Source organism: Zooshikella harenae (genome assembly GCF_018837975.1).
Classification (GTDB): Bacteria; Pseudomonadota; Gammaproteobacteria; order Pseudomonadales; family Zooshikellaceae; genus Zooshikella; species Zooshikella harenae.
The window spans coordinates 20,027-33,835 of record NZ_JAGSOY010000034.1; the positions used below are offsets into that span (position 1 = coordinate 20,027).

The 13,809-nt window shown below is 39.2% G+C and carries 10 protein-coding genes; 5 read left to right on the forward strand and 5 right to left on the reverse strand.

Annotation, left to right across the window (positions count from 1 at the left end):
* Window positions 1–60: 60 nt before the first annotated feature.
* Both KCG35_RS14535 and ettA read right to left on the reverse strand, forming a co-directional pair.
* Entirely contained in the window at window positions 61–432 is a 372-nt protein-coding gene (locus tag KCG35_RS14535) for a PilZ domain-containing protein (protein ID WP_215820508.1), read from the reverse strand.
* Between the two features lie 145 nt (window positions 433–577).
* Entirely contained in the window at window positions 578–2,242 is a 1,665-nt protein-coding gene (gene ettA, locus KCG35_RS14540) for an energy-dependent translational throttle protein EttA (RefSeq protein WP_215820509.1), read from the reverse strand.
* A 458-nt stretch (window positions 2,243–2,700) separates the two neighbouring features.
* Here ettA and glyA point away from each other — a divergent pair, with 458 nt between their 5' ends.
* Window positions 2,701–3,960, forward strand: a complete 1,260-nt coding sequence (gene glyA, locus KCG35_RS14545; RefSeq protein ID WP_215820510.1) for a serine hydroxymethyltransferase — start codon at window positions 2,701–2,703, stop codon at window positions 3,958–3,960.
* A 55-nt stretch (window positions 3,961–4,015) separates the two neighbouring features.
* On the opposite strand, the gene KCG35_RS14550 is transcribed toward glyA, so the two are convergent.
* Complete coding sequence (locus KCG35_RS14550) at window positions 4,016–4,795, reverse strand: AraC family transcriptional regulator (RefSeq protein WP_215820511.1); 780 nt, start codon at window positions 4,793–4,795, stop codon at window positions 4,016–4,018.
* A gap of 337 nt (window positions 4,796–5,132) precedes the next feature.
* On the opposite strand from KCG35_RS14550, the gene KCG35_RS14555 reads away from it, so the two are divergent.
* Both KCG35_RS14555 and KCG35_RS14560 read left to right on the forward strand, forming a co-directional pair.
* On the forward strand, window positions 5,133–6,317 hold the full coding sequence (locus KCG35_RS14555) for an MFS transporter (RefSeq protein ID WP_215820512.1): 1,185 nt from the start codon (window positions 5,133–5,135) through the stop codon (window positions 6,315–6,317).
* Window positions 6,318–6,485: 168 nt separating this feature from the next.
* Window positions 6,486–7,616: a pyridoxal-phosphate-dependent aminotransferase family protein gene (locus KCG35_RS14560; RefSeq protein WP_230409187.1), complete on the forward strand. Its 1,131-nt coding sequence runs from the start codon at window positions 6,486–6,488 to the stop codon at window positions 7,614–7,616.
* A gap of 454 nt (window positions 7,617–8,070) precedes the next feature.
* Here KCG35_RS14560 and KCG35_RS14565 read toward each other — a convergent pair whose 3' ends face one another.
* Complete coding sequence (locus KCG35_RS14565; RefSeq protein WP_215820513.1) at window positions 8,071–8,862, reverse strand: Cof-type HAD-IIB family hydrolase; 792 nt, start codon at window positions 8,860–8,862, stop codon at window positions 8,071–8,073.
* A gap of 204 nt (window positions 8,863–9,066) precedes the next feature.
* Window positions 9,067–11,673: a collagenase gene (locus KCG35_RS14570; protein ID WP_215820514.1), complete on the reverse strand. Its 2,607-nt coding sequence runs from the start codon at window positions 11,671–11,673 to the stop codon at window positions 9,067–9,069.
* Window positions 11,674–12,375: 702 nt separating this feature from the next.
* Here KCG35_RS14570 and KCG35_RS14575 point away from each other — a divergent pair.
* Both KCG35_RS14575 and KCG35_RS14580 read left to right on the forward strand, forming a co-directional pair.
* Window positions 12,376–13,158, forward strand: coding sequence for a metallophosphoesterase (locus KCG35_RS14575; protein ID WP_215820515.1), 783 nt, complete (start codon window positions 12,376–12,378; stop codon window positions 13,156–13,158).
* A 4-nt stretch (window positions 13,159–13,162) separates the two neighbouring features.
* A complete protein-coding gene (locus KCG35_RS14580; protein WP_215820516.1) occupies window positions 13,163–13,771 on the forward strand; it encodes a DUF1287 domain-containing protein in 609 nt (202 codons plus the stop codon).
* Window positions 13,772–13,809: the final 38 nt, after the last annotated feature.

Consider the following 13,809-nt stretch of genomic DNA (forward strand, 5'->3'; position numbering starts at 1 on the left):
GTGATGGTTTTTTTCAAATGATAGGTAACAACAGAAGTAACTTGAGGGGGTATAAAGATATTAAATATCTCGGCTTAACGCGGATAACTCTCTTTGTAATAACTGTGAGTCGCCCAAGTTTAGCTCAGTTAGTCGTTTGAGTAATGAAATACTATCAATATCGATTGATATACACTCGAACCCGGCGTGATCTTCTTCCTGATGGGCGAAACGGACCTTCATGGTGATGACTTTTTCATCATCAAGGTGGATAAATGCAGTGAAGGGAGATTGTGAATCAATTTGCCAGTCTTTAGGAGGAATGACCAATATTCCACGTAGTGAAATATCGTGTAGTTCTACAGGCCAGGTTTTGTCTCCTTGGCGAAGCTCTGTACGCGCATCAAAATTAATTCGCGTAAATTTGCGTCGTTCTGTACTGGCTGTGCTCATACGTTTCGCTTATTGGTGGAATAAAAGTGATATGTTCCTTAACAGCGAACAACGTCTTTAGTGTGTATGAGTAACTATAGTGGGTTTTAAGGGGTAAGCAAGGATTGCCTACCCCATTAAGAAAGGCCAAAAAACGCTTTGTTTATTAAGCTAGTTTTTTGTATTTAATACGGTGAGGCTGATCTGCTGCGACTCCCAGGCGGGCTTTACGATCAGCTTCGTATTCACTGTAATTTCCTTCAAAAAAGACGACTTGACTGTCACCTTCATAAGCAAGGATATGGGTTGCAATACGATCCAGGAACCAACGATCATGAGAAATAACCATCGCACAACCTGGGAAAGCAAGCAAAGCTTCTTCCAAGGCACGCAATGTTTCAACATCAAGGTCGTTACTAGGCTCGTCCAACAACAGGACATTCGCGCCCTGTTTAATGAGTTTGGCTAAATGCAAACGATTCCGCTCACCACCTGATAAGTCTTTGACGTATTTTTGCTGGTCGCTGCCTTTGAAATTAAATCGGCCAATGTAGGCGCGAGAAGGAATTTCATAGCTACCAATGCGGAGAATATCCTGACCGTCAGAGACTTCTTCCCATACCGTTTTACTACCGTTCAGGCTATCTCGGCTTTGGTCTACATAGGCCAGTTGTACGGTATCTCCGATACGAATGGTTCCGCCATCTGGTTGCTCTTTACCGGCAATCATCTTAAATAGAGTGGATTTACCAGCACCGTTACCACCAATGATGCCTACGATACTGCCTTTAGGTACATTGAAGCTTAAATCTTCAATCAGTGCTTCATTGTTAAAGCCTTTGTTGACATGGTTAAATTCAATAACCAAGTCACCTAAGCGTGGACCAGGTGGAATATAAATTTCGTTGGTTTCATTCCGCTTTTGTACTTCTTGTGAACTCAGCTCTTCAAAACGGGCAAGACGAGCTTTGCTTTTGGCTTGGCGGCCTTTAGCGTTAGAACGAACCCACTCAAGCTCGTGTTTAATGGTTTTTTCTCGAGCTTGTTGTTGTTTTTCTTCAATCGCTAAGCGCGTTTCTTTATTTTCGAGCCAAGCGGTGTAGTTACCTTCAAACGGAATACCATGCCCACGGTCAAGCTCTAATATCCAGCCGGCAGCATTATCCAGGAAGTAACGATCGTGAGTAACAGCAACCACGGTACCGTTATAGTCATGGAGAAAGCGTTCAAGCCAAGCCACACTTTCTGCATCCAGGTGGTTAGTTGGCTCATCAAGCAGCAACATGTCAGGACTAGAGAGTAGTAGGCGACAGAGTGCCACACGACGCTTTTCTCCTCCCGACAGATGCTCAACTTTGGCATCCCAAGGTGGAAGACGTAGAGCATCAGCAGCTACTTCAAGTTTTCTTTCCAAGTTATGGGCATCAGCAGCCTGGATGATATTCTCCAGCTTGCCTTGCTCTGCAGCTAAAGCATCGAAGTCTGCATCTGGTTCTGCATAGGCTGCGTATACTTCATCTAGACGCTTCAGGGCATCTTTGATTTCCTGAACACTTTCTTCAACAATTTCACGTACTGTTTTTTGATTGTCCAGTGCAGGTTCTTGTGGAAGATAACCAACATTGATACCTGGTTGAGGGCGTGCCTCACCATCAATTTCTTTATCAACGCCAGCCATGATGCGCAGTAAACTTGATTTACCTGCACCATTAAGACCTAAAACACCGATTTTTGCACCAGGAAAGAAAGACAAAGAGATATCTTTAAGGATTTCCCGCTTGGGTGGCACCACTTTGCTCACCCGGTTCATGGTATAGACGTACTGAGCCATATCCTCTACATGTGATTCTGTTGGAAGTGAATGAAAATTGCCGTCAAACTACCGGAAGCCTGTTATGAAGGCAAACAAATCGCTGTGTATTTCGTAAAAAAGTCATAACGATACCCTTTGCTTAGGGGGTATACATTATGAAGAGAGGATTCTACCTTACTGATAACGACAGAGTGACGACAATGTGAATAAATTATTTGCTGATCTGTATCGTAATGATAACGTCTACCTTACATAAGGCGCTATGTTGTGCATAGCACAATAAGGAACTTATGTTTCGTTATGAATCAAATCACTGTTTATAATGTCGTTTATTCAAGTGCGCTGAGACTAGCCTTAGGGTACAATCAGCCTGCTTATACAACTTGAGTCAGTTGTCAATTTATGTTTCATGAACCCACTAAACTATGGTTTATGAAGTGTATGCCTGAGCCAGTTAGGATTGAAAGAGGACCTGCATGTTTACCTCCAATATGACCATTGCTGCCTACGACCCTGAGTTGCAATCTGCTATTGAAAGTGAAGCTCAGCGTCAGGAAGAACATATCGAACTTATAGCTTCAGAAAACTATGCTAGCCCACGTGTTATGGAAGCTCAGGGCTCTGTGTTAACTAACAAGTATGCAGAGGGCTATCCTGGTAAACGCTACTATGGTGGTTGTGAATACGTAGATGATGTTGAGCGTATTGCTCAGGAGCGTGCCAAGCAGTTGTTTGGAGCTACCTATGCTAATGTTCAACCTCATTCTGGCTCACAGGCGAATGCGGCTGTTTATATGGCTCTGGTTAAGCCTGGTGATACTATTCTTGGTATGAGCCTAGCGCATGGAGGACATTTGACTCATGGTGCTAAAGTAAGCTTCTCTGGTCGTATTTATCATTCTGTGCAGTATGGAATTAATCCTGAGACAGGTGAAGTAGATTATGATGAAGTAGAAGCATTGGCCTTAGAGCATAAGCCTAAAATGATTGTGGCTGGTTTCTCTGCTTATTCTCGCGTCATGGATTGGCAGCGCTTTAGAGCAATAGCTGATAAAGTAGATGCATACCTCTTGGTGGATATGGCCCACGTGGCAGGTCTAATTGCAGCAGATGTTTATCCTAGCCCACTGCCTCATGCCCATGTTGTTACTACAACAACGCACAAAACTTTGGGTGGACCCCGTGGTGGTCTGATTTTGTCTAGTCAGGCTGATGACGATCTACAGAAAAAACTCAATTTTGCGGTCTTTCCTGAAAGCCAGGGTGGACCCCTTATGCATGTTATTGCAGCTAAAGCAATTTGCTTTAAAGAGGCTATGGAGCCTGAATTTAAAGCGTATCAACAACAAGTAGTTAAAAATGCACAAGCTATGTGTAGTGTATTCCAAGCGCGAGGCATCAAAATCGTTTCAAAAGGGACTGACGATCACCTGTTCTTAATGGATTTAATTGGAAAAGAATATACAGGTAAGGATGCAGATGAAGCTTTAGGTCGTGCAAATATTACTGTCAATAAAAATGCTGTGCCTAATGATCCTCGGTCACCGTTTGTCACAAGTGGCTTGCGGATTGGTACACCAGCGATTACTCGTCGGGGTTTCCAGGAAGCTGAGAGTAAAGAGCTTGCTGGCTGGATTTGTGATGTGCTTGAAAATATTAATGATGAACAAGTCATCGCTAGTGTGCGTGAAAAAGTAAAAGCTATTTGTGCTCGTTTTCCTGTATATGGTAAATAATGCGCGAATAACGAGCTATATTTGTATAAAAAAACCCAGCAAGTGCTGGGTTTTTTTATGGTGTTTTAATAGTGGGAGAGTAAGTTCTTTGTAAATATTTAGAAGGACTTTCTCCCAGTTGGCGTTTAAACATTGTGGAAAAGGAAGATGACGACTCATATCCCAGGCTTAAAGCAACGTCTGTGATTGATTTTCCCAGGTCAAGTAATTCTAGTCCATGTAATATCACCAGACGTTGTCGCCACTGATTAAATCCCATTCCTGTATGCTGTTGAAATAAGCGTCGTAAGGTTCGTGCTGATGCGCCTACTTTATCTTCCCAATATTCAAGTGGCATTTTAAGCGTAGGATCTGAAAGTAACTCATTAATAATGGGTTGTAATCGGCGCTCAGCGGGCAATGGGATATCATAAGGAATAATCGCTGCAGTACATAACTGGTCAACAAGAACTTGCCAAATTCGCTCTAAAAATAGGTCCGGGGTTTGTGTGTGAGGAAAGTTCATCACGTACAGTATAAGTTCTTTCACTAAAGGCGATATTTCAATAACACACGTCGGTTTATTGATTTGTTGGGTCCAGACTAAATCTACATAAATACTTCGGTATTGCACAGCTGTCAGTGTTGTTACCTGGTGATCAACATGAGGCGGTATCCAAACGGCTCTGTTTGGAGGGGAAATGAAACGTCCTTCAGATGTATCAACCTGTAGCACACCCCTTACCGCATATTGTAGCTGCCCCCACTCATGTTGATGTCGAGGACCAAGGTTGCCCATGGGAACATCTTTCGTTCGGGGCATAATACGTTGTAACAACTGCTGAGGTATGCTCATGGAGGTTGACCATTTTGCAAAGGTAGTTGGCCATTCGTAAAACGTTCTGAAAGCCAAACTCACGTATTATAGCCAATGCGAATGTTTGTTACTCACGAGTGTTGTTCAATATTACCAACGCTTTTTACGATAATGTAATCATAAACGTACAGAGAGCCCTTAACAACATACTTTAAGACATTGGTAGAAAACTCGAGATCGGAGAAAGCGATTACTAATGAAAATACTTTTAACTGGCAAGATAAACTTATAAAACTAAAAGAACTTACAAAAATTGTACTCCAGTATAAAAATGATAAGTCAAGTATAAAAAAGACCTTTATGAGTAGGTAATTAAATGAAGTTAATAAAACAGCATAACCAGCCGTATTTATTTCTTGTTTTATTAGCTGTTGCAATGCCATTTACTTTTTCAGTATGGAATGTGCAGTTAAATAATGCAGTCGTAGAGCTTGCCAGTTTTACGGGTAAGGAAATTGGTATGCTACAAAGTATTCGTGAGATTCCAGGTTTATTAGCTATTTCAGCAATTTTATTTTTACTTTTTATTTTAGAACAACGCTTTGCTGTTTTTGCATTGGTATTACTGAGTGGAGGGGTTGCGCTAACAGGACAGTTTACGTCCGTCTTGGGGTTTTACTTAACTACATTGTTAATGAGTTTTGGATTTCATTATTTAGAAACGACCCGGGACTCGTTAGCGTTGCAATGGCTCCCTAAGAAGACTGCACCTACACAATTGGGTAAATTGTTGGCAGTAACATCATATAGCTCTTTAGCGGCTTATGGCATGGTTTGGTTGCTACAGCAGTTATCATTGAGTTATGAAGTGATTTATCTAGTCGCAGGCGCTATTGGGTTATGTTTAGCAAGTTATTTGTGGTTTAAGTTCCCTATTTTTGAACAATCAACACAACAACATAAAAAATTAATCTTTAGGAAAAAATACTGGTTATTTTATTTATTAACATTTATGAGTGGAGCCCGACGACAAATTTTTATTGTGTTTGCTGCATTTATGATGGTTGAGACGTTTCATTACAGTGTGAGTGAGATTACCTTATTATTTATCATTAATCATATTGTTAGTATTTGGCTGGCTCCTAAAATAGGTAAAATGGTACAACAATTTGGTGAACGACTGATACTTTCTTTAGAGTATATTGGATTAATAATTGTTTTTACTGGCTATGCCTGGGTTGAATCCAGCGAAATAGCCGCTATGTTATATGTGGTTGATCATATCTTTTTTGCCATGGCTATTGCATTAAAAACGTATATGCAGAAAGTGGTAGATGAACAAGATATTGCAGCAACTGCAGCAATGAATTTTACAATTAACCATATTGCAGCAGTATTTTTGCCGGTTATTTTAGGAGTAGTATGGCTAACATCGCCTGACTTGGTGTTTTATATTGGTGTATTGCTTGCAATACTCTCATTTATGCTTGTTCAATTGATTCCTTATACCCTACGACAAGTTACGCCTGTTGGGCCGCAGGTCATTAATGTAGATGGTTGATTTCTTAATAAGATAGCGACTCACTCTGAAAGGCTGGTTTAACAGCCTTTCGACCATATGCACTTTGGTATACCCTTCGCTTTGGGTATATATAACATCAGTAAGTATTTCATTACAGCCCTTGGCTGTGAGAGAATTTATTATAAAAATAATACACTGGAGTGTTACATGTTAAAGGAATCATTTTATCCTCCGCAGCGTACTCTGATGGGACCAGGTCCTTCAGATATCCATCCTCGGGTTTTACAAGCATTAAGCCGTCCTACTATTGGTCATCTTGATCCCTGCTTTATTGGGATGATGGATGAGGTTAAACAGCTGTTGAAATACGCGTTTGTTACTGAGAATGAAGTGACACTTGCGGTTTCGGCTCCTGGCTCGGCAGGTATGGAGGCTTGTTTTGTTAATCTGATAGAGCCAGGAGAAAAGGTCATTGTTTGTATTAACGGTGTTTTCGGTCAGCGGATGGCAGAAAATGTAATACGTTGCGGTGGCAGGCTTGTTAAGGTAGAAGACGAGTGGTGTCAGCCAGTATCTATAGAAAAGTTGCAAGTAGCACTGGAACAGCATCCAGATACGACAGCGGTTGCTTGTGTTCATGCTGAAACCTCAACAGGTGTGAGGTCTGATGTAGAGGCTATATGCCAGACCGCTAAACAGTACGGCTGTTTAACAATCGTTGATACAGTCACAGCACTGGGAGGCATTCCAGTTTATGTAGATCGATGGGGAATTGACGCTGTTTATTCGGGATCACAAAAGTGTTTATCTTGTGTACCTGGGCTTTCTCCCGTCAGCTTCAGCCCCAGTGCTGTCGATAAAATAAAATCACGTAAAACAAAAGTGCAAAGCTGGTTTTTGGATCAAACACTGGTGATGGAGTATTGGGGGAGTAAAACGGCAAGAACTTACCATCATACTGCGCCTGTAAACTCACTTTATGCACTGCATGAATCCTTATTGATGTTAAAAAAAGAAGGTTTGGAGCAGGCATGGCAAAGACATGCAATGATGCATAATCATCTTTATCAAGGGTTAACTGAGTTAGGTATTAAGTTTTTGGTTGATGAACATTATCGTTTACCACAATTGAATTTAATTGCTATACCTGAAGGGATTGATGATGCTGCATTTCGTAGTCATCTGTTGCGCCACTATAACTTAGAAATTGGTGCAGCAATTGGAGGCTTAGCCGCAAAAGCATGGCGAATAGGTTTAATGGGGTATGCAGCGAAGGCAGAAAATATTGCTTTATGCTTAAAAGCGTTTGAGGAAACATTGAGGATGATGCGTCAGTAACCAACTTGTATCCCCCTCCTGTAATTTATGAGGGTGTCGTAAAACTACTATGCTTCGCTCCTGACCTTTTGCGACATCCTCTTATGGTGGGGTAGTAAAGAAATAGCGGAGAGATACCTCAGCGTTATAGTGAGTTATTTGGGCTTATGCTACTTAGGCGCTCCTTTGGCTTACTCTATGAGAATCTCTGAGGCAAAGTAAAAGCATTCAGAATCGCTCTTTGTGAACTATGCTTTCTGATATTTACGGTGATTTTTGATTATATTTTTAATGGCAACGTGTTATCACCCATCCAGTCCTTTAGTGCCCTATTAATGTTGTTTGCAATTTATCGAATTAGTCGAATTACAGCTTATGAACGAGCAACAAGGGATAACTCTTTGAAGGTGCAATCAAATCTGACTGTAGAATGTTAGTGTGGAGAGTAAAACTCCACACACACTTTGCGAGACATTTAAGCAGGAAATATTTCTTCGAGCTTGTAGGCAACGCCATGATTATCGCTGCTTAATGTTTTTTCATAGTGAGACAATGAATGACGTAAACGGTCATGTGCATTCGCCATAACTACGGGCATGCCTACTTGGGATAACATTTCATAATCATTCATCCCGTCACCAAATGCTACTGTTTGGTCCAGAGAAAACCCTTTTTCTTTAAGAACTTGTTGCAGAGCTTGTCCTTTATTAACGCCCTTAGCCATGACTTCTAAACAGTTTGGAAGACTAAATGCGGCACTTACTAAATCAGCAAACTGTTCGTTAATTTTGTTTTCTAACTCAACAAGGGGTTCAGGTTTACCGGCAAAAAAGACTTTGGCAACATTTTTATGATCTATGCTAAACAAATCAGCAAGGGAATAATTGAAACCAGAGCTTTTATTAAAGTTGAGTAATGTCTTATTGGGTTTAGATACGAGCCATTGATCTTCTTTATAAATATTAAGCAAAGTTTCTTTTGGTGCCATCTCCAATAAAGACTGGACAATATGCTGTGGGATATCTTGTCTAAAAATTGGCTGGCCTTGTTTATTATGGATGCGTGCGCCGTTGCAGGTAATCAGGAAAAGATCGAGTCCAAGGTTTTTGGCGATATGTTTAACGTCTTGATAATGTCGACCTGTAGCGATTATGAAGCGGATACCTTCATTAACAATACGATGTACAGTGCTGATGGTTTGTTGACTAAGGGTGTGGTTTGAGTCAAGCAAAGTGCCATCTAGGTCTGAAACAACAACCTTATACATAAATTACCCCTATTCATTGAGGCGCAAATAGTAGCATAAGATAATAATATTTGTCTAAATAAGGAGTTATGCATAAATACAGGTAATCTATGAAGTTGGCAAGTTTATCAATGAAAATGCCTAGCATTTAGGAATTTTATCTGGTGCATAAAAAAAGCCCCTTTTCAGAGGCTTTTAAAGTAGAGGTGTAGCTTTTCTTTATAATTAGAAGGATAACGGTGGGCGGGCTGTACTAGCCTGGTCAACAACAGTGGGCATATGATTATGCTCAGCATGTTGTTGTGAACCTGGCTCTGCAGGCATTTGGTCGCCCATTGCATAAGAGTTCGATTGTTTCCAATCGTTAACTAATTGACTTAACCACTGCTGATATTCGTTAGCATAGTTACTTGCTAATGTCTGTATATGACTGTTGTAAGCTTCAATTTGATTGTTTCTCAAGTATTCAGCCAGTTTTAAGTGTTCAGCAGAATGCTTCTCTTGTAAGAAGCGGTGTAAGGTGTATGACCAGTGGTAAACCATGGAAGTACCAGAAGAGTAATCCATGTTTACAATTTGCTGCAATGAAGGACGAGCAGCAGGATTAACACTGCTGACATCATTCATACCGCGTGGGAAATCAGAACGCCATGCAATGAACTCTGCTAACCCTTCTGTCCACCATGTGGTTTTGTTTAATGGGTAGTAAGCAAAACGTCCATACAGGTCAAAACGGCCATCAAGGTAGTGAACATATTCATGGTTTAGATTCCAAATATCCCATTTTTTACCATTGGGACGCTCATAGACAAATAAACGAGCCTGGTTGTTGGCTTGATTTGGCTCACCTTCAATATAGATACCACCGTTGTTGGTAGATACTTTGTAAAGTAATGCACCAAACTTTTTATACTCTGATGACTCATCAAATATCACAAGCTCTAAGTCGGTATTATTGTCTTCGTTAACAGGAGTCCAGTTAGTGGCCATGAGAGAATGGAAATCATACTCTTGGCGTTTTAGTCGTTGACAGACTTCACTGATTTGACTGGAATCTAGTTGTTGATAACGTAAACGAAGCGTGTTGCTACACTGATGAGAATATGGCAATACTTCATTTATCGTGTACTGATAACAGAAATTAGCGAACTCAGAAGAACAACTATTTTCTGGGTTGTTTTTACGTGTTTTGGATACATAGTAACTATAAAAATTAGCTTTTAGCTCTTTTTGATCTTTATAGTCATTATGATCTTTAACTAAGTTGACTGCAGCATCATCTAAGCGTTTATTCCACTTGCTCTCATTATCGATAAATAAATTACCTAATGCTTCAATTGCATTCATGAGGATGAATGGGTCTTTTCGTCCATATCGATCAACCCAAATGCCTAAAGCGGAATTTTGTCCAAGTTTACCAAGACTTTCTGGCAGCTTAGTTGTTAATAAAGCTGATTTAAGAGCACTGCCACTTTTACTTGGTTGTGTAACCTGGAACCCTAAAATATCGATCGTTGTTGTTAATTCAAAAATTGCTGTGCTGTAGCCAGCTGTGCCATTAACTGATTCTGCATTTTTTACTAAGTGATCGACAAGTTGGTTTAGTATGGCAACATGTTTGGCAAAAAATGAATCAGTTTCAGGAATTCGAATGTATCCATTTAGCGCAACTACATAGCCTTCCATTGCAACAGCGGCATCAGGTTTTACCTGATAAAAGTCACTCATTTGAGTAACCTTCAAAAGAGCTTGATCTGCTATTTTAGCAATTGATGGCTTAATATTTTTGACTTCGCGAGAATAGTTCCAGCCTCTTAAATAAGTGAAAAGCTGTTGTAAGTCTTTATCTGCAATATCATTTTGATCTGCTAGAAATGCTAATGCCTGGAAAATTTGGCCTAGTCCATCAGTAGAGGCATGATTGAAGTCATCATTGTAAAATAATCGAGTATCTGAAGTATTAAGTACATTCTGTACTATCGCAGGAAAGTCATTTTTACTTGTCCATGACGAAGGATAAACAGATTGCGTAGGATTGGTCGTTTTTGGTTTTTCTGGATTGGTTGGTTTTGTTGGTTTATTAGTTGTCGTTGGCGTTTTTGGTTTGGAAGGTGTTGTAGGCTTCGATGTTGTTTTTGGCTTAGTAGGCTTAGTGGGTTTGTTTGTTGTGGTGTTACCAGTAAACAGTAAATGAACTTGTGAAACATTAGAATCTGCTTGACCATCATTTACACGGAAACTAAAGATATCCTTAGTGACATTTTGGTTAGAAAAATAAGTGAAATCACCCGTTTTAGCATCAAGCTTCAATTGTCCATGTTTTGGCCATGACACAACACGGTAAGTTAGCTTATCTTTATCGCTGTCTTCACCCCAAGCATGGCTTTTTAATAGCTGACCAGTGGTCACATAGTTACTTTGGCCTAAAGTTTTTGGTGGGGTATTGTTTTTTGAGACAGTTTTAGATGGTTCAATAATTAGCTGAACAACAGATACATTAGAGTACTCTTTGCCATCTGATACTCGGAATTTAAATTCATCATAATTGGCACTTGGTGAAGTCACTGTATAAGTAAAGGTGCCTTTGTAATTATTAAACTTAAGCTTACCATGGGCGGTAGTTGTCACTAATTCATAGTAGAGTTTTTGCCCTTCTGGATCATTTCCCCATACCCATGCATCAAGCGGTTCACCCGCTTTAACTTGGTTGCTTTGGCTCATGGTAATAGGTGCTTGATTAGCAAGTGCTGCATCACTGAAGCTGGCACAGGCGAGGGCACTAAGACATAAGGATATTGATATATTAAGCGATTTCTTGCGGAAAACTGCCATTTTCTTAACCCTGAGTAATAATTATGTGTTTAGCGTGGCGAATTATGAATTGTTTAAAAAGAATCGTGTTGAAATGGTTCACACTTTAAGCGTGCGTTTATCGGTTTAATGTATTGCTTTGTTAGACAAATAGACTGTGATGTTATTTATTGTGCTATAGTGCTTTAAGTCAATAGTTATAAAAATATTATTTTTAATAGCAAAATACATTAATTTTAAGAATCATTAAAAGAGGCTTCTTAATAGGGGGGGATTAGCTTGGACTTTATCCAAAAGCGAATTGCTAAAAGGTGATGGGGTCAGCACTCATGAATTGAAGCACTTCGTTTGTGTATAGACTTTAAGAAGATAGAATAGCCTGCCTTTAACCCTGAAATAGCAGGTTACGATCTTAACAATGAACTGGCTAGTTAGAAATGTCTTAATGTTGGATACAACAGATATCAGTCTTTTGAAGATTATTGGTATTGCAATCTTAATGCTATTAGCAACTCAAATAAGCATTAGTTTATTTCACTTACTTTTCTTATGAAAAATGCGTTTAAATAATTTCGTTTTTTAGCAATAAAGGATTTTTTTCTGCCTTTAGAATAGTCCTGCTTTTTACTCATAGCCAGCCTAGCCTTCTGTAAAATCCGATATAATTAAGATATAAGTATTATTCCTTGACCAATTTAAAATACTCATGGAAAAGTGACTGTAATGAAAATTCAACTATTCAGTGACTTACACTTGGAGTTTGGTTTTTATCAGCTACCCAAAAGTGAAGCTGATGTAATCATTTTGGCGGGTGATATTAATTTAGGTACAAGGGGAGCACACTGGGCTATTGAGAGTTTTCCTCAACAGCAGATTATCTATGTTTTAGGTAACCATGAATATTATCATCATAGTTATCCTGAGTTGCTTTTAGAGCTGGAGAACTACTGTCGAGGAACAAATATACATCTTTTAGAAAATGCTTCTTTCCAATTTGAGAATATTGTTTTTTATGGAGCCACATTATGGACTGACTTTAACCTGTTTGGAAATGAAATTGATGTTGCCAAACTATGTCAACAAAGAATGAATGATTATAACTATATTTACCTCTCAGATGATCAAACAATGTTATCAGTTAATCATACTGCACGTATACATCAGCATTCCGTTAGTTGGCTTGAGGAAAAAATGATTTATGATAAGTGTGAGAGAGCATTAACTGAAAATAACCTAACAAAACCTTTGGTGCAAATTGTCGTATCTCATCATGCCCCAAGTATTCACTCAATTCCTATCAATCAAAAACAAGATTACATAAATGCTGCCTATGCGTCGAACCTGGAGTGGTTAATAAAGAAAACGCAACCAAATTACTGGTTTCATGGTCATATTCATAGATCGCAAGATTATTGGGTCGATAATTGTAGAGTTATGTCAAATCCAAGAGGTTATCCGATAGCTGTTAACCACGGATTTAATGAGAAATGGATAATTGATGTTTAATAATATGAGTAAAATAAAACAGTTCTTTTTATTAGTAAATTTAGTTACAGTTTTTACGTTAGCTTATTGTCAAACGGCTACAGCAAACCAAGTTCAGAAGTTAGTTGATGCAGCTATTGAACGAACAGCTCAAAAGGTAACCTACGATGGTCGTTATGTAAAAATTCCTTATCCAAATGGCGATGTACCTAATAATATGGGGGTATGTACTGATGTGGTTATCAGGTCATATCGAAAGCTGGGCATTGATTTACAAAAGTTAGTGCATGAAGACATGAAACATGCATTTGATACCTACCCAAAGTTATGGGGATTAACAAAAACAGACACTAATATTGATCATCGTAGGGTCCCTAATTTACAAACCTTTTTTAAAAGGCATGGTACTGTTCTACCTATTAGTGACAACGCGAGTGATTATCAAGCAGGTGATTTAGTAACTTGGTTATTACCTGGCAACTTAACACATATAGGTATAATTATTGATAAAAAAAGTAATAGCACTGGACATCCGTTAGTAGTGCATAACATTGGTCAGGGCACCGTTGCAGAAGATATGCTATTTGACTATAAAATAACAGGACATTACCGTTATAAGTTGGATACTAAATAGCTAAAATATTAATAGCAAAGTAGTAATTAATAAACTGC

What these genes read in the sequence shown, in the direction of transcription:
- KCG35_RS14570 (WP_215820514.1), bottom strand. Translation starts at nt 11,673, where the DNA reads ATGGCAGTTTTCCGCAAGAAATCGCTTAATATATCAATATCCTTATGT.
- KCG35_RS14560 (WP_230409187.1), top strand. Translation starts at nt 6,486, where the DNA reads ATGTTAAAGGAATCATTTTATCCTCCGCAGCGTACTCTGATGGGACCA.
- ettA (WP_215820509.1), bottom strand. Translation starts at nt 2,242, where the DNA reads ATGGCTCAGTACGTCTATACCATGAACCGGGTGAGCAAAGTGGTGCCA.
- KCG35_RS14580 (WP_215820516.1), top strand. Translation starts at nt 13,163, where the DNA reads ATGAGTAAAATAAAACAGTTCTTTTTATTAGTAAATTTAGTTACAGTT.
- KCG35_RS14535 (WP_215820508.1), bottom strand. Translation starts at nt 432, where the DNA reads ATGAGCACAGCCAGTACAGAACGACGCAAATTTACGCGAATTAATTTT.
- KCG35_RS14575 (WP_215820515.1), top strand. Translation starts at nt 12,376, where the DNA reads ATGAAAATTCAACTATTCAGTGACTTACACTTGGAGTTTGGTTTTTAT.
- KCG35_RS14550 (WP_215820511.1), bottom strand. Translation starts at nt 4,795, where the DNA reads ATGAGCATACCTCAGCAGTTGTTACAACGTATTATGCCCCGAACGAAA.
- glyA (WP_215820510.1), top strand. Translation starts at nt 2,701, where the DNA reads ATGTTTACCTCCAATATGACCATTGCTGCCTACGACCCTGAGTTGCAA.
- KCG35_RS14565 (WP_215820513.1), bottom strand. Translation starts at nt 8,862, where the DNA reads ATGTATAAGGTTGTTGTTTCAGACCTAGATGGCACTTTGCTTGACTCA.
- KCG35_RS14555 (WP_215820512.1), top strand. Translation starts at nt 5,133, where the DNA reads ATGAAGTTAATAAAACAGCATAACCAGCCGTATTTATTTCTTGTTTTA.